This is a genomic window from Desulfuromonadales bacterium (genome assembly GCA_035620395.1).
Taxonomy (GTDB): Bacteria; Desulfobacterota; Desulfuromonadia; order Desulfuromonadales; family DASPGW01; genus DASPGW01.
The window spans coordinates 1-21,211 of sequence record DASPGW010000111.1; the positions used below are offsets into that span (position 1 = coordinate 1).

A 21,211-nucleotide genomic window follows, 5' to 3' on the forward strand; every position below is an offset into this window, starting at 1 on the left:
CCATCCAGGCGCCCGGCGGCGGTGTAGGCAAGATCGAGACTGGCGGCGCCGGCCCTGCGGCAGGCCTGGGCCTCCTGCTGGAAATTGAGGAAATGATCGTAGTTGTTCACCGAACTCGTTTTGCGGTCATAGGGGAAGCCCGTCGCCAGCAGCGCCCGATCGAGCCGGGCAGTCGTCGATACCCTGATCTGGACCTCATTGAGATAAGCGCCTTCGCCTTTCTCGGCAAAGAAAAGTTCACACTGGAAAGGGTTGTACACGACCCCGAGGCGCACCTCCCCTTCTACCTCCAGAGCGATGGAGACGGCGAACCAGGGAAAGCCGTGGGCATAGTTGGTGGTCCCGTCCAAGGGATCGATGATCCAGCGATACGCCGACCCGGAGTGGCCGTAGTCGGCCTCTTCGGCGAGAAAGTCATGTCGCGGAAAGGTGTCGCGGATCACCGAAACGACAGTCTCTTCCGCCGCCCGATCGGCCTCGGTCACCAGGTCGACTTCCCCCTTGTGGCTGATTTCAAGAGCAGTACCGAATTTCTGCATCAGAACCCGCCCGCCTTCAAGGGCGGCCTCAATGGCAATCTTTTTCATGATCATCCTGCGTTCGAAATATTTCGTTTAATTCAGTGAATTAGCCCCTTCTCAACTCCGGGCGAGGAGGGTGCCGCAGCCGCCTTCCGCCAGGGTCCGCCAGCGATTGGGACGCCGGATGTTGAGCCCCCGGGCAGTCAGAAAACCATGCACTGCATCGACCACCGGCGGCGGCGGGCTGACGAACGGGCTCCCGGCTACCGGGTTGCAGGTCAACAGGTGAAGGGTGAGTTCGGGCTGGTGACGCAGCCTTTCGGCCAGGGCGGAAAGTTCGGCGGGGGAGTCATTGCAGCCGGCCAGCAGCAGGTAGTTGATGCCGATCTTGCGCCGCCGGCGCCGGGAAAGCGCGGGCAGTGCCTCTTCGAGCAGCGACCACAGGGCATCCAGGTCCGGCCCGCGCGGGACCAGGCGGCGATGCGTGGCGGCCGTTCCGGCGTGCAGGGAGAGCATCAGGCCGTTGTGGGGCAGATGCAGAAACTCCTGCAGCAGGGTGAGCGGGCTGCCGGTGGTCGTCAGGGAGACCGGCAATCCCTGCCGACGGCACTCCTCGACGAATACGGCTACCGCTTGGGGGTTGTGCAACGGTTCGCCGATGCCGGAGACGGTCACCCGCTGCGGCACGGCCCCACGCTTTCGGGCCGTCTCAAGCTGCAGGAACAATTCGTCCGTCGACAGACTGCGTCGCAACCCGCCGAAACCCGACGCGCAGAAGGGGCAGCCGAGGGCGCAGCCGACCTGGCTGGAGATGCACAGGGTGCCGCTGCCGTACCAGACCGCCTCGACCGCCAAACCGTCGGTCAGGGGGACCGCCATTTTGACGTTGCCGCCCATCTGCATCCATAGGTCCTTCGAAAAAAATGCGCCATCCCCATTGTAGAGGATGGCGCCATCATTGTCGACAGGAGGCAATTACCATCGACAAGATTTAAATTCTCCGGCTAGAAGAGCAGTGTCACCTTGAGGCCTGAGAGTATCTCGCTGTCGATCCGCTCCTTGGCTTCATCGCTGATGCCCGACGAATAGAGCACAGAGGGGCTGATGCTGACGCTGTCGGTCAGAGCATAGCTGGCAGCGGCGCTCAACTCATAGTTGTGCCAGTCGCGGTAGTCGCCCACCGAGAAGTCGCTCGCCTGATTGTAGTTGACCCCGGCGCCGAGGCTGACGGCGAGCTTGTCGGTCAGGCCGATGGTATGGCCGACCGCAGCGTTGAAAAACAGACCGTCGGATTCGGCTTCATCGTAGTCCCAGTAAACGGTGACCGACGGGGCGAGCAGGGTGTTGAATGCCACCTTCCCGTAGAGTTCATTGGTGTCGTTGAGCCCTTCCAGTTGGTAGAAGATGTTGCCGGCGCTGAGCGAAACGAGGTCGCTGAGAGCGTAGGTGTAGTTGAGGGTGATATCCGTCTCGGTGATCTCTCCCGACTCGAAGCCGGCCTTCTCGTCGTCGCGGGCCTGGTAGTTGCTCCAGTAGCTGAGGGTGAAACCCTTGGCGCTGAGGTCGGCGCCGCCCTGAACGACGGGCATCCCGCCGCTCAGGTCGAAGCCGCGCCAGAGATACATGTTGTAATAGCTGAGGTAGACGTCCCCGGTGACCTCGAGGGCCTGCGCAGCAGGGGCCATCACTCCCGCAGCCATCGTCAATGCAAGCAGAATAACACCAAACTTCTTCATCGTTCCATTCTCCTTCACTTGTTGAGGGTTTTACCGGCCGGCGGCCGGACCGCCGACCGGTTCATTGAATACCACTTTTTTTCACGTTCCAGGTGTTGAGCGATTCACTTTTTACGCCTGCTTCACCGGCTCGGTCATCACCCGGGCCGCGGACACCGGAGCGCCGCCCAGGCTGGAACCGACGCCCACGCCGCCGATGTTGATCCGCTGGAAATCGGGGTAGGCCTCCAGGCCGATTTCCGCGACGTCCAGGCCGCGCAGTTCGTCATCCGCCGAGCAGCGGATGCCGACGGTGTACTTGAGAGCCAGCCAGCAGACGGCGCTGGTGACGAGCACGAAGGCGCCAACGGCCGCCACGCCGATTGCCTGGGTGAGGAAGCTCGCATCGGCGTTGGTGAAGGGAACGGCCATGGTTCCCCAGATGCCGCAGGCCAGGTGGACCGACAGGGCGCCGACGACATCGTCGATCTTCAGCTTGTCGAAGAAGGGGACAGCGAAGACCACCAGCACCCCGCCCACGGCGCCGATCAGGACCGCCGCGCCGGGCGACGGGGTCTGGGGACCGGCGGTGATGCTGACCAGGCCGGCGAGGGCGCCGTTGAGGGCCATGGTCACGTCGACCTTTTTGTAGAGGATCTGCACCAGGATCATGGCAGCGATCATCCCGCCGCAGGCCCCCAGGTTGGTGTTGACGAAGACGTTGGACATTTCGATGGCGCTCGCCGCGCTGCCGAGGGAGAGGACCGAACCGCCGTTGAAGCCGTACCAGCCCATCCAGAGAATGAAGGTGCCGAGGGTGGCCAGAGGGATGTTGGAACCCGGCATCGGGTTGATCCGGCCTTCCTTGCCGTATTTCCCCTTGCGGGCGCCGACGATGAGAGCACCGGTCAGGGCCGCCCAGCCGCCCACCGAGTGGACCAGGGTAGAGCCGGCGTAATCCTTGAAGCCCATGCCGGTGAGCCAGCCGCCGCCCCAGACCCAGGAGCCGGTGATCGGGTAGATGACGCCGGTCAGCACGACGCAGAAGGCCATGAAGGGCCACAGCTTGGTCCGCTCGGCGACGCAGCCGGAGACCACCGAGCAGGCGGCGCCGCAGAAGACCATCTGGAAGAACCAGTCGGAGGCGGTGGCGTATTTGCCGGAGAAATCGCCGGCCGCGGCCGCCGCGTCATCCGGCCCCCAGACGCCGAGGGAGCCGATCCAGCCGCCGTCGACGCCGGAGTACATCAGTTTGTAGCCGATCAGGTAGTAGAGGATGCCGGCGACGCCGAAGAGGGCGATGTTTTTCAGGCAGATGGTGGCGACGTTCTTGGAGCGGACCAGTCCGGCTTCGAGCATGGCGAAGCCGGCGGCCATCCACATGACCAGCGCGCCGGTCATCAGAAACGAGAAGGTGTTGAGGATGTAGGCGATCTCGGAAACCGGGGCATCCTCGGCCAGGGCCACGGCCGGCAAGCCGAGCAGCAGACCGGCGGCGATGAGGGAAATAAAACGTTTCATCTGATTACCTCCTTGGGCTTTATTGTTTTTAAAGGGCTTCAGGGCCGGTTTCGCCGGTGCGGATTCGTACCGACTGATCGACCGGGGTCACGAAAATCTTGCCGTCGCCGATGCGGCCGGTACAGGCTTCCTTCTGCACGGCTGCCACGATCTCGGCGACCCGCTCGGCGGGGACCACCAGATCGATCTTCACCTTGGGGATGAAATCGATCTGGTACTCGGCGCCGCGGTAGAGCTCGGTGTGCCCCTTCTGCCGACCGAAGCCTCGCACTTCGCTCACGGTCATGCCGGTGATCCCCATGTCGGTCAGAACACTCTTCACGTCGTCCAGTTTGAAGGGTTTGATGATGCACTCGATCTTTCGCATGCCTTGTCTTCTCCTTTCCAGAGGTCAAAATAAAAAAAACGCCCATCCCTCCTTTGCGGAAGGTAGGCGCCTTTGCCTTGCGTCGATCTCGACCTGGACCTCTTTGTCCTTGCGAGTCGCTGTCGCTCGCCGGCTGGCCGGGAAACCCGCTCGCCGATGTGCGTTTGTCTGCCGAATCAAGAGCATACCGCGTGCCAAAACGTAATATGCTGTAAATCCGTCTACTTAAGGAAAGACAGGAAGATCTCCTGCCTAATTATTTTGCAGCCGCTGCTCCCCCTGAATATTCCGAAGGCAATCAGCCGAGGGGGAGCACCACGCGAAAGGTCGCCCCCTGTCCCGGTACGGACTCGAGCAGCAGGCGGCCTTCGTGCTCGGCCACGATGTTGCGGCAGATATAGAGACCCAGCCCGGTCCCCTCCCCTTCCCGCTTGGTCGAGAAAAAAGGTTCGAAGATCTTGCCCTGCACGTCTGCCGGTATTCCGGGGCCGGTGTCGGTCACCACCGCCTCGATCTCCTCGCCGGCAACAAGAGCGGTCCGCACCGAAAGAGTCCCCCCATCCGGCATGGCCTGTGAAGCGTTCATGAACAGATTGATGAAGACCTGCTTGAGTTTGTTGGGGTCGGCCTGGATCGCCGGCAGCTCGGCGAAGTCCTCCTCCAGACGGATCGCATGCCGGTTCAGCTCGTAGCGCACCAGGCGCAGCACGTCCCGCAGGACTTCGTTGAGGTCGGTCTCGCGCCGGACCATTTCCCGGGCCCGGGAAAAAGAGAGCAGGCTGCCGGTCAGCGTCTTGAGGCGGTCGACCTCGCTGTCGATCCGCTCCGCCAACTCCTTGTGGAACGGCGGCAGCTCTTCCTCCCGCAGCAGCAGCTGGGCTGCATAGGAGATGACCGCCAGGGGGTTGTTGACCTCGTGGGCGATGCCGGCGGAGAGGCGCCCCACTTCGGCCAGTTTTTCCGACTGGATCGTCTGTTCCAGCAGCCGCTTGAACTCGGTGATGTCCTCGACGATGACCACGATTCCCGTCGTGCGGTCGCCGTCCTTCAGGGGAGCCAGCCGCCGTTTCTGGAAGCGCAGTTCACCTTTCATGTTGCGGTGGGCGAGCCGCACCTTCTCCGGAATTCCTCGCTGCAGAACCCTCCGGACCCGGTCCGCGAACCCCTCCTCCTCGAGGACCGGGAAGAGTTGCAAAAGGTCGTTGCCGAGCGCATCCTCCTCGCTGACGCCGCTCATCTCCTCCATCCGGCGATTCCAGGAGGTGACCCGCATGTCGGCATCGATCGTGTAAATGCCGAGGCTGGCGCTCTTCAGGATCCGGCTGTTGAACTGGTGCAGTTCCTGGTAGCGGCGGGAGACGGAGCGCAGATTATCGTAAAGGCGGGCGTTCTCGATGGCGATGGCGGCCTGGCCGGCCATGGTCATCAGCGGGACGATATCCTCTTCGCGAAAAGCGTCGGGCCGGGGGCTCTCCACGTTGAATACGCCGATCAGCTTTTCCCGGGCCAGCATCGGCACGGCCAGTTCGCTGCGCGCGTTGCTGATCCCCTGGACATAGTCGGGAAGCGTGGCGACGTCGCTCACCAGGATGGGCCGGCCACTCAGGGCAACCTTTCCCATGACCCCCTGGCCGACCCGGATCTCCGGGCGAATGGCCTCCTCGGCGTAACCGTAGGACGCCGCCGTCACGAGCATGCCGCGATCCGCCTCGAGCAGACGGATGATGGCATTCTCGAAGCGGAAAACTTCCCGCGAGATTTTCAGAATCCGGTTGAGCAGCTCCTCCAGCTCAACGGTGGAGGCCAACTCCTGACCGATATCGATCAGAGCCTTGAGCAGTTTTTCGTTTTGTCCGTTTGTGCCGGGTGACATCCCCTCTCCTCTCAGCCGCGGAAACCCGTTTCCATAAGGGCATAAGACGTGCCAGCGGCAATCCGGGGAGAAACGCCGGAAATAAGCCTGAAAGAGGGGCGCCGGGAAAGGGTCCCTGCAGGATTCTGCCCATCTTTTGTCATCTTCTGGCTAAAATTTGGGCAATCGGCAGCAGTTGCGGCAGCCGAGGCAAGCCGACAATTTTTCCTCTTGCCTCCTCCGCGCCCCTTCTCCTATACTGAGAACAACAAAAAGCTCTCTGCACTGCAAGTGAGATCAAGACGCCCACGCGGAATATTGTTAATCAGGGATTTCTTCAGGGGAGCGGTGAGCCAGCCCACCATCGAGTGGGACGCCTGATGCGCCCACAAGGGGTTCCACCTCATAGAGATTCGCTGTGAGGCCCAAGGATCCACGGCAGGCGTGGAGAGCCGTAAACAAGAAAAGGCACCGGAAGATCCCGGTGCCTTTTCTCTTGAAAACAAAACCCCGGGCGCTTCACCTTACCCCGGGGCTGGCCGTGTACGGCCCTCGCTTAACGATAGGGCCATTCTTCCTTGGACCGGCTCAATTCTTCGCATTCGCGGAAATCCCAGCAGCGTTTTGTCCCGTCGCTGGTTTCCACCACCAGATGGTCGATCGAACAGTTCAGCACGCGTCCTTCCTCACTGGAGGATGCATGCCGCACGAATGCGTCGGTTCCGGCCTCGGTATCCTGACAGACAAAATCGAAACGCTCTTTCCTCATGGCTGACTCCTTTCCCCGGCCAGCGGTTACACACCCTGACTCACCGGCCCCGGTGCTCGGACCGCCCGCAGGTTTCGCCGTAATCCTGATGTTTCATCCCGCCTCCGTTTCCTTCTGGATGGTAAAATTATAACACAAAAACAATAACTTTGACCGGCACGGCAGGGACACCGTTTCGCTCCCACGACGGGTCGCCGCATGGGAGCGGCATGAAAAACCCTGTCTCCGCAACCTCGTTCCATGTTAGGATGCAGGAAATTGACCTGGAAAGAAGGACGTGACTCAATGAGCGAAGAAATCGCTTCGGATATCCACCGCATCACTATCGAGGGGAAAGAGATCGTTCTGGTGGGAACGGCGCATATCTCTCAGGACTCGGTAGAGACCGTACGCCGGGTCATCGAGGCCGAGGCGCCGGAGACCGTCTGCATCGAACTCGACAGCCAGCGCTATCACTCATTGCGGGATCAGCGGCGGTGGGAATCGTTGAACCTCATCCAGGTCATCAAGAGCGGGCAGGTCCCGTTTCTGCTGGCCAACCTGGCGCTCGCCGCCTTCCAGAAGCGGATGGGTTTGCACACCGGGGTCAAGCCGGGGGCCGAACTGGCCGCCGCCGGTGAAACCGCCGAACGGCTGGGGCTCGAAGTCCGGCTGGTCGACCGGGAAATCCGCACCACCCTGCTGCGGGCCTGGCGCAAAACCGGCCTCTGGAAAAAGCTGAACCTGGTATCGACCCTGATCGCCGGGCTCTTCGAAAACCAGAAGCTGGACGAGGCTGAACTCGCCCGCTTGCGGCAGACCGACACCCTTTCGGCCATGCTGGAGGAGATGGGAACCCTTCTCCCTTCCGTCAAGACCATCCTGGTCGACGAGCGCGACACCTACATGGCCCACTTCATCCGCCTGGCACCCGGCGCCAAGGTGGTGGCTGTGGTGGGAGCCGCCCACCTGCCCGGCATCATCCGCCAGCTGACGGAAACGATCTCGCCCGACACCATCGCCGGGCTTTCGACCATCCCGCCGAAAACCGCCATCTCCAAGGCGGTTCCCTGGCTCATCCCCGGCATCGTCATCGCCCTGTTCGTCGCCGGCCTCTTTACCGGCGACTGGGGACGGATGGCTGACGCCGCCGTCGCCTGGGCGCTCGCCACCGGGCTGCTCGCCGCGCTCGGCACGGTCATCGCCTTCGGCCATCCGCTGACGGTTCTCTCCGCCTTCGTGGCGGCGCCCATTACCACACTCCATCCCGCCATCGGTGCCGGCATGGTCACCGGTCTGGTGCAGGCATTCGTGGTTTCTCCCACCGTCCGTGACATGGAGCGGGTTGGCGACGACCTGGCCAGCCTGCGCGGCTGGTGGAGCAACCGGATGATGCGGGTGCTGCTGGTCTTCTTCTTCTCTTCCCTCGGCGCTTCGGCCGGCACCCTCGTCGCCCTGAACTGGCTGAAGAATCTGCTTTAGCTCCCCCCCGCCTGCCAGACATCATCCACCCGCGGCCAGCCCTTGCGGCAAACTGGACTGGGGAAGGCGGCCGGGCTCTGCCCGCCGCCGGTTCAGCGCCCGGTCGAGGTCGAGGTCGCGCAGGTAGATGTCGTCGCGAAACTGCATAATTCCCTCCGGATCGACCCACGCCGTCCAGTACAGGACATGAACCGGCAGCGGACGAACCAGAGCGACGCGCAACGGTGAACTGCGCCCCATGGCGGCCAGAATCCGCTCGCGCCCCCAGCCCTGTTCTGCCAGAAGGTATTGGGCCAGGTCGTACGGCCGCTGGATGCGGATACAGCCGGAGCTGAAAGTGCGGTCACCGCGACCGAACAGATGCTTATCCGGCGTATCGTGCAGATAGACGTCGAAGGCATTGGGGAACATGAACTTGACCCGACCCAGCGGATTCTTCGGCCCCGGCTTCTGCCGCAAATGTCCCGGGAAGGTGGCGGCGGTCACCTTGCGCCAGGAAATTTTCCAGGGATCGAGGAAGGTCGGATTCGCCTCCGTTCCGCTCACGATTTCAAATTGCTGCCGGTGCACATAGCCGGGGTTGGCCTTGATCTTGGGCAGCTTGTCTTCGCGCAATATGGTCGGCGGCACGTTCCAATAGGGGGCGAAAATCAGGTGGTCCAGGCGGGCGGAAAAGACCGGCGTCTTGCGGTAAGCGGTGCCGACCACCACCGGCATGGTCATGACGGCCTGCGCCCCCTCCATCACGGCGAGCTGAAAATCGGCGATGTTGACCGCAACATGGCGATCCCCGAGATCCTTGGGGAGCCAGCGCCAGCGCTCAAGGTTGAGCTCGATCTGCCGGATGCGCGCCTCCACGCTGACATTAAGTGCCGCGAGGGTCTTCGGCCCCAGCACCCCGTCGCTCTTCAGACCGTGGCGCTGCTGAAAACGCATCAGAGCCGCTTCGGTTTCCCTGTCGAAAATTTCCCCGCCAACTACCTCGCTCTCAGGCAGATCGTTGCTGGCCAGCAGGCGCAGCCGCAACCAGGATAGACGGGAGTCGGTGTCCCCCGCCCGCAGCACGGGGCCAGCCGGAATCCCGGGCCAGCCGCCCAGAGCAGAGATTCTCCGATAGCGTTCGAGTTCTTCCCGCAGGAGCAGGTAGCCGGGATGCGGCGGAGCAAGACCCGCCAGCACCTGCACCACTCCGTCGCCGGTCAATGCCGTGCTGAGCAGCCGGACCAGGTCGACCTTGCGCGGCCTAGCCCGCCACCCCTCATGCACCTCGTCCGGGTCGACCCGGCCCTCGACCAGATGCGCCGCATAGAGCAGAAAGGCATCGGTCAACAGCAGATCGAGCCGGGCCATGTAGACGGGATCGACGAGTATGCCGTAGCGACGGTAGTCGGCGGCCAGCTCGACCACCGCCTCGATCCGGGTCAGATGATAGTCTTCCGGGCAGAGCCCATGCTCATCGGCACTGCGCAGCAGATCGAGCAGATGCCCTCCGGCAGCCGTCATTCCGAAGTCGTCGACCCAGGCCGGAGCATAATCCCTCGACTGGTAGAAGCCGGGCAGAAGGTCGGCATTGAGCAACATCTCCCGATCGAGGACGAGGCGCGGGATGCCCTCCCGATCGAACACGCTGCGGATTTCGCCGGCCACCTGCAGGCTCAGGGGCGCAGCGGGAGCGGATGACGGGAAGAAAAAAGCGGCAAAGAGAAGATACGGCAGCCAGAAGGGGGCGCGTAAAATGAGGGGACGCTGAGAGGATCGACGGAGGATTGGCATGTTGCTATTAATAATACTCTAAAAGCCGAGACAGGAAAACCCGCTAAGCCAATAAATTCTCCGCCTTGCAGCATCCAAACAAAGAGAGGGACGGGTTTGCGCCCGTCCCTCACCTCGTTTTTTCGGGAAATGCTGAATATCAACCCATATCCGCCACCGCCTGCAGCAATTCGCTGGAGGTGAGCCCCTGGCGCACCGCGTGGCCGAAACCGGAGCCTTCCCGCCGCAGAAGATCGAAGAGCGGCTGCCGGCGGCCATCCTCCCCCTTGACGCTCTTGACCGCCAGAATCCCGGCATCGGCAAGTTGGGGCTGGGCGCAGGAATTGCCGCAGCCGGAAATGGCCCAGGTCATAGCGCGGCCCTTCTCGCCCAGCGCAGCGATCACCTCCCGCGCCACGTCCCGGGTCGCCGCCAGTCCCATACGGCACTCATGATTGCCGGGGCAGATGCGGAAAACCAGCTGCTCGGCCGGCGTCTTGCCGGTAAAACCGGCCTCGGCCAGGGCCTGACGCGCCGCGTCGCGGCACGCGGCGTCGCCGAGCAGAAAGGCCACGTTCTGGTCGGCAGTCAGGGCCAGATACCCGGCGGCGAAGCGGCCGGCGATGTTCGCCAGGCGCCGGAAGGTTGCAGTATCGACTTCCCCGGCAAAGATGTTGGCCTCCAGCCGCACGCCGGGTCCGTGCGGCAGGGCGGTGAGACGTTTTTCAAAGCCGTCGGCCAGTTCCAGCTCGCCGGCGTCCTTCAGCTCCTCAGCCAGCAGTTGACGGAACTTCTTTTCGCCGATCGCCTGGACCACATGCTTGAGCCGCTTGCCGACCGGGGTGTTCTGCTTGTGTACCCGCACCGCCGCCTCGATCAAGGGAATGAGTCGCCGCTCGGGGACCTTCTCTTCGAAGAGCAGGGCCGGCATCGGCTCGCGCCCGAGGCCGCCGGCCAGCCAGACGTCATAGAGGTCGAGACCATCCTCGGTGCCGACATAGACCAGACCGGCATCCTGGATCAGGTGACGGGAGGCTTCGTAACCGGCATCGACGCCGATCTTGAACTTCTTCGGCAACCCCTCAAAATGGGGATTGCCGGCGAAATGCCGGTGCAGCTTGCGGGCCAGCACCTGAGTGACGGCGAACCCCTCGGCAAAGGTCGTGCTGCAGACGATGCCGCGCACCGCACCGCCGCAGGCACCGCGGCTGGTCAGGCCGACGGCCGAGAGCTGCCGCAGCACTTCGGCCAGATCGCCGAAACCGAGCCAGTGCAGCTCGATGCTGCCGCGGGTGGTCAGGTGCAGCAAACCGTTGCTGAACCGGTCGGAAATGTCCGCCACCTTCAAGGCCTGTTCAACGGAGAGGACGCCGGCAGGGACTTTCACCCGCAGCATCAGCTGGCCGTCTTCGTTCTGCTTGTACACCCCTTCGACGCGGAGGCGGTTGTAATCGATGGTCATATCCATATTGCCTTTCGTAAGCAGTTCGCCCAGATATACCCTATTTGCCAACTAGGGTCAAGGGTTTAAGATTGTACTTAAAAAAAGTCAACTTCATGGTCTGCCCCATTCCGCAGCGAATTTCATGTAGTCCCGGATACAGCAAAAGGGCTTCGCGTTTTTGCATGAAATTATGTTAGATTACTGGTTAAAATTCTGATTTTGTTGCCTAAAGGATTGAATCGTTCAGGAATGAATACGTCTGATCCAGTGAAAATCAGGATAAGGCTGGCTGGTGTTTTCCGAATCAACCGGTTCAAGGAGGCAGAACGTACCTATCCTCCCGGCATCAGGGTTCGGGAGGTGATCGAAGACCTGCAACTCCCCGAACACCTCCTGGGCATCGTCGTGATCAACGATGTGCATGCCGGCACCGAAGATGTCCTCCGGGATGGCGATACCCTGGCGTTGTTTCCCCTTCTGGGCGGTGGCTAGCCAGCTTGCTCTGTGCGATCTGCAAGGAGATGAAAACATGAAAATTCTGACCACTGACCCCGTCAAAGAGCCTTTGGCTATTCTTTACCGCCGCTGCACCGTCGATCTGCGCAGCGGCGCCATCACCATGGAGGATGTCCCCTGTCGCAATTTTGAAGAGGTCCTGGGTGGCTTCGGCCGCTCCTTCCAGTTGCTGGCGGAACGGCGGATCACCACCGCCTATTGCGACGAGAACCCGCTGATCGTCAACACCGGCCTGCTCACCGGCAGCAACGCCATGACCGGCATGCGCACCTATTTCTCCGGCTACAGTCCGCTCAAGGCATCCGGCAAGGGGCTGCCGGCCGCCATGTGGTCGGCCGGCAGCGGCAAGTTCGGCGCCAAGTTCAAGTGGACCGGGCTGGATGAGCTGATCTTCGAAAACCGCTGCGCCACGCCCGTCTATGTGGTCATCCGGGAGGGCGCGGACGGTCCGCAGGTGGAGCTCAAGCCGGCAGGCCACCTGCTCGGGCTCTCCACCCACGACAAGATCATGGCTCTGCAGAAGGAATATGCCAACGCCCACTTTGCGGTCATCGGCCCGGCCGGCGAGAATTGGCAAAACGTCTACATGGGAGCGGTGGCGCTCTCCACCGAAAACCAGCTCAAGTCGGGTGATGACAAGTGCCGTTTTGCCGGTCGCGGCGGCATGGGGAGCCTGATGGGATACAAGAACGTCATCGCCCTGGTCGCCCAGAGCACCGACAAGCTCAAGCCCCTTTCCGAAGAGGTGAAGAAGGTCAACATCAACGTCGTCAAGGGGGGCGGTTCGGCCCGCCTGCAGCCGATCAGCCGGGGCGGCGGCGGGGGGACCTGGTCCGCCTACGACGTCATGCAGGGCTTCCATGCCGTGCCGATCAACAACTTCCGCCCGCAGGGGAACGACCTGCCGGAGAAGCTGTTCCGGGAGAACGTGGAAAAGGCGTACCATATCAAGTCGGAGGCCTGCTTCCGCTGCGGCATCACCTGCCACAACAACATCTACGAGAAGAAGGCCGACGGCAGTGCCGGAAAATTCCTGGCCAAGTTCGACTACGAACCGCTCAATCTGCTCAGCACCAATCTCGGCATCCACGATGCCGGCCAGGCGGCCAGCCTGATTCACCTGGGGGACAACTACGGCATGGATGCCATTTCCCTGGGGGTGACTATCTCCTACGCCCTTTCCTACAATGAGCGGCACCCGGAAAAGCCGATTCTCAACGGCGCCACCTTCGGTGCCTACGAAAAAATTCGCGAATTGATCATCCAGGCTGGCGAGGGCCGTCTGCCGGAGATCGGGCGGGGCTCCAGGAGACTCTCGGAAAGCACCGGCGAAACCGCCTACGCCTATCACGTCAAGGGGCTGGAGCTGGCGGCCTACCTGCCGGAAACCAATCCCGGATATGCCTGGGCCATCGCCGGGGGCCACATGTCGATGGGGACCTATGGCGTGCTCATCCGCGAAGGGAAGTCGGATATCGACTCCTGGGTCAGGGCGATCACTCAGGAGAAGTTGAACATCGTCGGTTTCGACATGATCGGGTTGTGCAAGTTTTTCGATATCAACAAGGGGATCGGCACGCAGATGGTGATCGATTGCCTGCAGGCCGAGCTGGGGTTGGAGGTCACGGCCGAGGCTCTGGCCATGGCAGTCAGAAGGGCTTTTCTGCGCGGCCTTGCTCTGGAGCTGCGGCAGGGGTATGCCAGGGCCGAATACACCCTGCCGGCCGAAGTGTTCGAATCGCCGAATCTGCACATCAGGTTGCCCCGCATCGCCACTCCCGAGTTCTTTGCAGAACTGCAAAGAAGGGTCTGGGAAATTTTCGACCCGGAGCTGCAGGAGTTCCTTTCCTGAACGGTAACGGGTATATCCTTGAGATCTCCCTAGGCAACCGATGCCTTGAGGCTTGCCCGACCGGGGATTTTCTGCGATAGTTGCTGGCACCCCAACCCTGGAAGGAGTTTACGTTGCCGGCCTCGAGACATCTGACCCTACTCAGTTTCAACAGCGTCCAATGGCAGTGGCGGCTGCGCCGCTGGCAGCGCAACCTGCGCGGTCTTTTTCGCGGCAATCTGCAGCAGGCCGGGGTCTCGGTGACCGGTACGATCATCTTCACCAACCTGGTCCTGTTCACCCTGATGATCGCACAGGGGATCCTGGCCGGCCAGGGACCCTCGACGATCCTGAACCCGGACACCTATCTGCTGCTCCACGCCGGCGCCCAGTACTGGCCGCTGGTCCTGGTCGAAGGTGAATGGTGGCGCTGCCTCACCTACGCCTTCGCCCACGGCGGCATCATCCACCTCGGCTTCAACATGGTCGTCCTCTACCAGGTGGGGCCGCTGCTCGAAGCGGAGGTCGGCAAGGCGCGCTTCATCTTCCTCTACACCTTTACCGCCCTCACCGCAACCGCACTCGGCTATTTCTGGCATCCCATGGCACCGGTGGTCGGAGCCTCAGGTTCCCTGTTCGGGCTGATCGGCTTTTCCGTGGCGTACTACCACCGGCTCGGCCCCCAGGGGCTGCATATTCGCAACTTCATGTTCCAGTGGGCGATCTTCGCCTTCGTCTTCGGGCTGCTGGTCGGCGCCGACAACGCCGGCCACCTGGGCGGCGCCCTTGGCGGCGCGCTCCTCGGGCTGCTTATCCCGGCCAGCTGGCGACGCCGGCCGCTGCTTGATCAGTTCTTCAACGTATTGGCCGTCCTCAGTACGGCGGCCATCCTTTACAGCCTGACCATGCTGGTCCTGTCATGGCTGAACGCCGGGTCCCGGTGAGGTTTCGTCATGGCCAAGGATAAAACCCCCGTAACCCCGGCCGTCCGCCTGCTGCGCCAGGAGCAGGTGGACTTCACCGCCCACCCCTACACTTACGAAGAAAAGGGGGGAACGGCCGTCTCCGCCCGCGAACTGGGGGTCGACGAACATGCGGTGATCAAGACCCTGATCATGGAGGACGACCGCCGGAATCCCCTCATCGTCCTGATGCACGGCGACCTGCAGGTCTCGACCAGGGAACTGGCGAGGGTCATCGGCGCCCGGAGCATCACCCCTTGCGCCCCGGCCGTGGCCGACAAGCACTCCGGCTACCAGGTCGGCGGCACCTCCCCCTTCGGCACCCGCAAACCGATGCCTGTCTACCTGGAGGAGACGATCCTCGATCTGCCGAGGATCTACATCAACGGTGGCAAACGGGGGTTTCTCGTCGGCATTGACCCGCAGGAGGTCGTTCGGCTGCTCAAGCCGACTCTGGTGAAAGTGGGAATAACATAGGTCCCAAGCGTCCCACGAGTCCCAAAAGTCCCAGGTTCTTGGGACCGGTGGGACCTGTGGGACAAGCGATCAAGGAGCCGCCCATGGACCTTCCGGAAGCCTTCCGCGTCGCGGCGCACGCCCTCCGCAGCGCCCGCGCCCTGGTGGTCACCGCCGGCGCCGGGATGGGGGTCGACTCGGGACTCCCTGACTTCCGCGGCGACCAGGGGTTCTGGAATGCCTACCCGATGTACGAGCGGCTCGGCCTCTCCTTCGTCGACGCTGCCAATCCCGGGCATTTCGAACGCGACCCGGCCTTCGGCTGGGGATTCTACGGCCACCGCACCAACCTCTACCGGCAGACGGTTCCACACCGGGGATTTCAGCTGCTGCTCGATTGGACCGAGCGCTTCGATCTCGACACCTTCGTCGTCACCTCCAACGTCGACGGCCAGTTCCAGAAGGCCGGCTTCCGGGAGGATCAGATCCTCGAGGTGCACGGCTCGATCCACCATCTGCAATGCCTCACCCCCTGCAGCCGCGCCATCTGGGACAACCGCGAAGAGATCCCGGTCGATGTCGACACCATGCGTGCCCGGCACATCCCCGTCTGTCCGCGCTGCGGCGGCGCCGCCCGCCCCAACATCCTCATGTTCGGCGACTGGTCCTGGCTGCCGGACCGCACCCGCGGCCAGGAAATGCGCTTCGACCTCTTCGTCGACCAGCACCGGGACCAGCCCCTAGTGGTCCTCGAGATGGGGGCCGGCACGGCCATCCCCACCATCCGTTACGCCAGCGAACGGCTCGGCGGCCGCGCCGGAGCAACGGTGGTGCGCATCAACCCCAGAGAACCGCAGGTCCCCAGGCCACACCTCTCTCTCCCCTGCGGCGCCCTGGCGGGGCTCACCGGCATCGACGACGCGCTGAAGGCAGGCTGAATCCGGGCCGGTCCCGTTCCCGCGCCAACCGGCATTTCTCCCTTCCCTGCTATAATCGAAGCGAAGCTATTAATCTCGCCCCTCGGGAGGGACCATGGACAAATTTCGCTACCCGGCCCTGCTCACCGACCTCTACGAACTGACCATGCTGGCCGGCTACTTCGATGAGGGGATGAGCGAGCAGCCGGCCGTCTTCGACCTCTTCTACCGCCACAATCCCTTTCAGGGGAGCTACGCCGTCTTTGCCGGGCTGGAGCCGGCGCTGCACTACCTGCGGGATCTGCGCTTCGCCGACGCGGACCTCGCCTACCTGCAGAGCCTCGGCATCTTCAAGCCGGCCTTTCTCGACTTTCTCAAGGATTTCCGCTTCCGCGGCAAGATCACGGCGCCGCCGGAGGGGACGGTGGTCTTCGCCAACGAGCCGCTGCTGACCGTCGAGGGGAACCTGGCCGAGGCCCAGTTCGTCGAGACGGCGCTGCTCAACATTGTCAACTTCCAGACCCTCGTCGCCACCAAGGCGGCACGTCTGACGCAGGCAGCAGGAGCCGGGGTGGTCGTCGAGTTTGGCCTGCGCCGGGCGCAGGGGCCGGACGGCGGGCTTTCCGGGGCGCGGGCGGCCTATGTCGGCGGGGTGCGCAGCACCAGCAACGTCTGGGCCGGGCAGCTCTTCGGCATCCCGGTCAAGGGGACCCACGCCCACAGCTGGGTCATGGCCTTTGCCGACGAGCTTACCGCCTTTCGCGCCTACGCCGAGTGTTTTCCCGACAGCTGCATCCTGCTGGTCGACACCTATGACACCCTGACCAGCGGCCTGCCCAACGCCATCACCGTCGCCCGGGAACTGCGGGCGAAGGGGCACGAGATCGTCGGCGTCCGTCTCGACTCGGGGGACCTCGCCTACCTGAGCAAGGAGGCGCGACGGATGTTCGACGAGGCGGGCTTTCCCGACGCGAAGATCGTCGCCTCCAACGAGCTCGACGAGTACGTCATCCACTCCATCCGCGACGAGGGAGGGAGAATCGACATCTACGGCGTCGGCACCCGGCTCGCCACCTGTGCCGGCGAGGGGGGCGGTGCTCTGGGCGGGGTCTACAAGCTGGTTCGCCTCGGTGACTTGCCGAAGCTGAAGGTCACTTCGGACATCGCCAAGGCGACCCTCCCCGACCGCAAGCGGGTGCTGCGGGCGGTGCGGCCCGACGGCCGCTTCGAGATGGATATCCTCTGCCTGTCGGGTGAGGAACTCCGTCCCGGCGACACCGTCTACGACCCGACCAACCCGGCGCGGCACAAGCCCATACCCCAGGGCGTCGTCCTTGAAGACCTCCGCCAGGTGGTCATGGCGAACGGGGAGATCCTCGCCCCGCTGCCGTCCCTGGACAGACTCGCCGACCGCAGCGCCGACCAGCTTCGACGCCTCCCGGACGGGTCGCTGCGCCTGACCAATCCGCACCTCTACAAAGTCGCCATGAGCGGCGGCCTGCACGAACTGCGCACCCGGTTGATGGAGGGTTACGAGACCGGGGAATGATCGCCGCCGGCCGCTTCCTGAAATGCCGATTTTCAGAGGCTTAGAATGCGAAATTCAGAACAGCATTGAAGTCTGCCGGCAGCGGCGCTTCGATGGTCATTTCCCGGCCGGTTGCGGGATGACGAAAGGAGAGCCGGAAGGCGTGCAGCAGATGACGGTGGATGTGAATACGTTCGCCGCCCACCGTGACGAGGCGGGGACCGCCGTAGAGGGTGTCGCCGAGCAGGGGAAACCCTTCCCCGGCGAGGTGGGCGCGGATCTGGTGGGTGCGTCCGGTCTTCGGCCGGGCCTCGACCAGGGCCACCCCCCCTGCCCCCCCCCTTTGCCAAAGGGGGGTTGTTCATTTTCAGGGTTCGGAAAACCGTTTCCGCCGGCTGGCCGCCGCTGGCGACGGCGACGGTGCGGCCGCGCACCCCGGGCTTGAGGAAGTTATTGACGCTTATGGAGTCGGGAGGGATTCCCGCCACCAGGGCGAGGTAGATCTTTTCCACCTCGCGTTCGGCAAACTGCCGGGAAAGCTCCCGGTTGGCCGCATTCGTCAGAGCGAATAGAAGCACGCCGGTGGTGTCGGCGTCGAGCCGGTGGAGGAGAATCGGAGGGAATATTTTGCCGTCACCGCGCAGCAGATCCGTCACCATGGAGAGTGCATTGATCCGCCCCGCCACCGTCGGATGCGAGGGAAGCCCGGCCGGCTTGTCGACCGCCAGCAGTTGCTCGTCACGAAAAAGGATGGGAAGTTCAGGCACTGGCGGGACCGGTCCGGCCATGTCGAGGGTGACGGTGACCGTTTCGCTCCCTCGCAGCAGATGCCCGGCCCGGCGCTCGGTCCGGCCATCGAGGAAGACCTGGCCGCCGTCGAGGGCCTTTTTGACCGCCTTGCGCGACACCCCGGCGAGGCCGCGGGCAATGAAGAGATCGAGCCGCTCGCCGGCCGCCGAGGGGTCCGCCAGAAGGATCGCGCGCCGTTTCTCCCCCGCACCGCTCACGCCACCACACCTTTCAGCCCCGCGGCATCGGCCCCGCTGATCCGCACCGCGACCACCCTACCCGTCAAATCCTCCTCGGCAGGAAACCGGACCGAAAGATAGTTGCGGCTCACCCCGCGGCAGAGGCCTTTGGAACGGCCCGCTTCGACCACCACTTCCAGCGTCCGGCCGACGAAGCCGGATGCGAAAACTCGCAGCTTCGCCTCACCGAGGCTGCGCAGCACGGCGGCCCGGGTCTTGACGACATCACCCGGCAGCTGGCCGGACATGGTGGCGGCGGGGGTGCCGGGTCGGCGGCTGAAAGGGAAGACGTGCAGGTGGGTGACCGGCAGCGCCTCGATCAGCCGGCAGGTGTTGGCGAACTCCTCTTCGCTTTCGCCGGGAAAGCCGGTGATGACGTCGAGACCGATGGCGGCCTCGGGGAGGCGCTGCCGGATGCGCCGCACCAGGCCGGCGAAGTAGTCCGTGCTGTAGTGCCGGTTCATGCGTTTCAGCACGCCGTCGTCGCCAGCCTGCAGGGGGATGTGGAAGTGGGGGCAAAGCTCCGGAGAGGAGGCGACGGTCTCGATGAGAGTATCGGAGAGCTCCGTCGGCTCGATGGAACCGAGACGCAGACGCTGTACCCCGGTTTCGGCGGTGAGCCGGCGGACCAGTTCCACCAGAGTCAGGGGCGGAGCAAGGTCGGCGCCGTAACCGCCGATGTGGATTCCGGTCAGCACGATCTCCGGGTAGCCGGCGGCGACCAGCTCCCGCACCTGGACGACGACCTCCTCGGGGCGCACCGAGCGGCTGCGGCCGCGGGCGTAGGGGATGATGCAGTAGCTGCAGAAGGCGTCGCAGCCGTTCTGGATCTGGACGAAGGCGCGGCTGCGCTCGGCGAAGGAGGAGAGCGGCAGGACGGCGGCCTCTGCGCGGCGGCGGATGTCGGAGACCCTGGCCGTCGGCGCCGATTCTTCATTTTCGAGAAGGCTGAGCAGGTCGCGCTTCTCCTCGTTGCCGAGCACCAGAGAGACGCCGGGGATGGCGAGCAGGGCCTGCGGGTCGACCTGGGCGTAGCAGCCGGTCACCACCACCCGGCACCCCTCGTTGAGGCGGCGCGCCCGGCGGATGAGGTTGCGCGACTGGGCGTCGGTGGCGGCGGTCACCGTGCAGGTGTTGACGATCACCAGGTCGGCTCCCGCCTCGAAGGGGACGACCCGGTAGCCGGCTCCCTGCAAACGCTCCTCCATGGCCGCCGATTCGAACTGGTTGGTCTTGCAGCCGAGGGTGGCGAAGGCGACAGTGCGATTCACTCGATCCAACCTCCCCCCAGCACCCGATCCCCGTCGTAGATGACCGCCGCCTGCCCCGGGGTCACCCCCCGCTGCGGCTCATCGAAAACGACCTGCGCCCGGCCCCCCGGCAGCGGCGTGATGAGCGCAGGCACCTCCTGGTGCCGATAGCGGATGCGGCAGCGGGCGCGGATTTCCCTTGCGGGAGCCTCTCCGGAGCTCCAGTTGACCCCATGCAGGGTCAGTTCCCGGCGTTCCAGGTGCTCCTGCTCGCCGACCAGCACCCGCCGGTTTTCGGCGTCGATGCCGACCACGTAGAGCGGCTGCGGCCAGGCGATCCCCAGCCCGCGGCGCTGGCCGATGGTGTAGCGGTAGGTTCCGAGATGCCGGCCGAGGACCTGCCCGGAGACGTGGACGATCTCGCCGTCGAGCTGCCCCTTGCCCCGCTCTTCCTCGAGGAAGCGCACATAGTCGCCGTCGGGGACGAAACAGATGTCCTGGCTCTCGGCCTTCTCCGCCACCCGCAGGCCGAAGCGGGCGGCATGGCCGCGCACCTCCTCCTTGGTCATCCCGCCGAGAGGGAAGAGGACGCGGCGCATCTGCTCCTGGTTCAGGGTGAAGAGGAAGTAGCTCTGGTCCTTCTGCGGGTCGAGCCCCTTGCGCAGGGCAAAGCCCCCCGTCTCCTCGACGATGCGGGCGTAGTGCCCGGTGGCCAGGCAGTCGGCTTCCAGCTCCCGGGCCCGGCGCAGCAGCAGCTCGAACTTGAGCACCTGGTTGCAAAGCACGCAGGGGTTGGGAGTGCGGCCGGCGAAATAGTCGTCGCAGAAGCGGTCGATCACCTGCCGCTGGAAATCCTTCTCGAAGTTGACCACGTAGAAGGGGATGCCGAGCCCCTCGGCTACCCGGCGGGCGTCGTAGACGTCGTCCAGTGAGCAGCAGGTGCCGAAGGTCTCGCCGTTCGCCGCCGCGAAGGTGGAGTAGTCCCAGATCTGCATGGTCATGCCGATCACCTCGTGACCCTGCTCCCTGAGCAGGGCCGCGGCCACCGACGAGTCGACCCCGCCGCTCATGGCGACGACGATGCGTTTTTTAGATGCGGACATGAAAAAACCACAAATGATTACCCCCCCTGCCCCCCCTGTTTCACAGGGGGGGTGCCCGAAGGGCGGGGGGGTTCAGGAGTCTATGTACCTTTCACCCGTTACGAGTGCTTTTCCCTGTAGTTTTTTATCGCCTCGTGCAGGGCGTCGGCGGCGAGGTTCGAGCAGTGCATCTTCTGCGTCGGCAAACCGTCGAGGGCTTCGGCGACGGCGGCGTTGGT

At 63.7% G+C, this 21,211-nt stretch carries 20 protein-coding genes and 1 other RNA gene; 8 read left to right on the forward strand and 13 right to left on the reverse strand.

The features are described 5' to 3' along the window. The 6 genes from VD811_06125 to VD811_06150 all read right to left on the reverse strand — a co-directional run. Window positions 1-587: inositol monophosphatase family protein (locus VD811_06125; protein HXV20548.1), on the reverse strand; the 587-nt coding region annotated here is incomplete at its 3' end. A 51-nt stretch (window positions 588-638) separates the two neighbouring features. Then, window positions 639-1,424, reverse strand: coding sequence for a radical SAM protein (locus VD811_06130; protein ID HXV20549.1), 786 nt, complete (start codon window positions 1,422-1,424; stop codon window positions 639-641). A gap of 101 nt (window positions 1,425-1,525) precedes the next feature. After that, on the reverse strand, window positions 1,526-2,257 hold the full coding sequence (locus VD811_06135; GenBank protein ID HXV20550.1) for a hypothetical protein: 732 nt from the start codon (window positions 2,255-2,257) through the stop codon (window positions 1,526-1,528). Between the two features lie 111 nt (window positions 2,258-2,368). After that, on the reverse strand, window positions 2,369-3,757 hold the full coding sequence (locus tag VD811_06140; protein HXV20551.1) for an ammonium transporter: 1,389 nt from the start codon (window positions 3,755-3,757) through the stop codon (window positions 2,369-2,371). A gap of 28 nt (window positions 3,758-3,785) precedes the next feature. Continuing rightward, window positions 3,786-4,124 carry a P-II family nitrogen regulator gene (locus tag VD811_06145; protein HXV20552.1) on the reverse strand — a complete coding sequence of 113 codons (339 nt, stop codon included), beginning with the start codon at window positions 4,122-4,124 and terminating at the stop codon, window positions 3,786-3,788. A 298-nt stretch (window positions 4,125-4,422) separates the two neighbouring features. After that, window positions 4,423-5,997, reverse strand: coding sequence for an ATP-binding protein (locus VD811_06150; protein HXV20553.1), 1,575 nt, complete (start codon window positions 5,995-5,997; stop codon window positions 4,423-4,425). A gap of 253 nt (window positions 5,998-6,250) precedes the next feature. On the opposite strand from VD811_06150, the gene ssrS reads away from it, so the two are divergent. Next, window positions 6,251-6,431: non-coding RNA, 6S RNA (gene ssrS / locus VD811_06155), on the forward strand. A 101-nt stretch (window positions 6,432-6,532) separates the two neighbouring features. Here ssrS and VD811_06160 read toward each other — a convergent pair. Next, window positions 6,533-6,745, reverse strand: coding sequence for a hypothetical protein (locus tag VD811_06160; GenBank protein ID HXV20554.1), 213 nt, complete (start codon window positions 6,743-6,745; stop codon window positions 6,533-6,535). A gap of 285 nt (window positions 6,746-7,030) precedes the next feature. Between VD811_06160 and VD811_06165 the strand changes: the two genes are divergently transcribed. Next, on the forward strand, window positions 7,031-8,206 hold the full coding sequence (locus VD811_06165) for a TraB/GumN family protein (protein ID HXV20555.1): 1,176 nt from the start codon (window positions 7,031-7,033) through the stop codon (window positions 8,204-8,206). Window positions 8,207-8,227: 21 nt separating this feature from the next. Here VD811_06165 and VD811_06170 read toward each other — a convergent pair whose 3' ends face one another. Together VD811_06170 and VD811_06175 are read right to left on the reverse strand one after the other, a co-directional pair. After that, window positions 8,228-9,853 carry a L,D-transpeptidase family protein gene (locus VD811_06170; GenBank protein HXV20556.1) on the reverse strand — a complete coding sequence of 542 codons (1,626 nt, stop codon included), beginning with the start codon at window positions 9,851-9,853 and terminating at the stop codon, window positions 8,228-8,230. 265 nt (window positions 9,854-10,118) lie between these two features. Further along, a complete protein-coding gene (locus VD811_06175; protein ID HXV20557.1) occupies window positions 10,119-11,426 on the reverse strand; it encodes a nitrite/sulfite reductase in 1,308 nt (435 codons plus the stop codon). Window positions 11,427-11,651: 225 nt separating this feature from the next. Between VD811_06175 and VD811_06180 the strand changes: the two genes are divergently transcribed. The 6 genes from VD811_06180 to VD811_06205 all read left to right on the forward strand — a co-directional run bounded on the left by VD811_06180 (window position 11,652) and on the right by VD811_06205 (window position 17,633). Beyond that, window positions 11,652-11,894 (forward strand): MoaD/ThiS family protein, encoded by a 243-nt coding sequence (locus VD811_06180; GenBank protein ID HXV20558.1) that lies wholly within the window; start codon window positions 11,652-11,654, stop codon window positions 11,892-11,894. A gap of 37 nt (window positions 11,895-11,931) precedes the next feature. Beyond that, window positions 11,932-13,770 carry an aldehyde ferredoxin oxidoreductase C-terminal domain-containing protein gene (locus tag VD811_06185; GenBank protein HXV20559.1) on the forward strand — a complete coding sequence of 613 codons (1,839 nt, stop codon included), beginning with the start codon at window positions 11,932-11,934 and terminating at the stop codon, window positions 13,768-13,770. Window positions 13,771-13,883: 113 nt separating this feature from the next. Beyond that, window positions 13,884-14,693 carry a rhomboid family intramembrane serine protease gene (locus tag VD811_06190; protein ID HXV20560.1) on the forward strand — a complete coding sequence of 270 codons (810 nt, stop codon included), beginning with the start codon at window positions 13,884-13,886 and terminating at the stop codon, window positions 14,691-14,693. Between the two features lie 9 nt (window positions 14,694-14,702). Beyond that, a complete protein-coding gene (gene ybaK / locus VD811_06195; protein ID HXV20561.1) occupies window positions 14,703-15,188 on the forward strand; it encodes a Cys-tRNA(Pro) deacylase in 486 nt (161 codons plus the stop codon). Window positions 15,189-15,271: 83 nt separating this feature from the next. Continuing rightward, a complete protein-coding gene (locus tag VD811_06200) occupies window positions 15,272-16,105 on the forward strand; it encodes a Sir2 family NAD-dependent protein deacetylase (GenBank protein ID HXV20562.1) in 834 nt (277 codons plus the stop codon). Between the two features lie 94 nt (window positions 16,106-16,199). Next, entirely contained in the window at window positions 16,200-17,633 is a 1,434-nt protein-coding gene (locus VD811_06205) for a nicotinate phosphoribosyltransferase (GenBank protein ID HXV20563.1), read from the forward strand. A 32-nt stretch (window positions 17,634-17,665) separates the two neighbouring features. Here VD811_06205 and VD811_06210 read toward each other — a convergent pair whose 3' ends face one another. From VD811_06210 to VD811_06225, 4 genes are all read right to left on the reverse strand, one after another. Next, window positions 17,666-18,619, reverse strand: coding sequence for an RluA family pseudouridine synthase (locus VD811_06210; protein HXV20564.1), 954 nt, complete (start codon window positions 18,617-18,619; stop codon window positions 17,666-17,668). Further along, the gene (mtaB, locus tag VD811_06215) at window positions 18,616-19,911 is read right to left on the reverse strand and encodes a tRNA (N(6)-L-threonylcarbamoyladenosine(37)-C(2))-methylthiotransferase MtaB (GenBank protein HXV20565.1); all 1,296 of its coding nucleotides are present in this window, start codon (window positions 19,909-19,911) and stop codon (window positions 18,616-18,618) included. The genes VD811_06210 and mtaB overlap by 4 nt, the downstream gene beginning before the upstream one ends. Next, window positions 19,908-20,993, reverse strand: a complete 1,086-nt coding sequence (mnmA, locus tag VD811_06220; protein HXV20566.1) for a tRNA 2-thiouridine(34) synthase MnmA — start codon at window positions 20,991-20,993, stop codon at window positions 19,908-19,910. The genes mtaB and mnmA overlap by 4 nt, the downstream gene beginning before the upstream one ends. A 98-nt stretch (window positions 20,994-21,091) precedes the next feature. After that, a partial coding sequence (locus VD811_06225) for an iron-sulfur cluster assembly scaffold protein (GenBank protein HXV20567.1) occupies window positions 21,092-21,211 on the reverse strand: 120 nt, incomplete at its 5' end.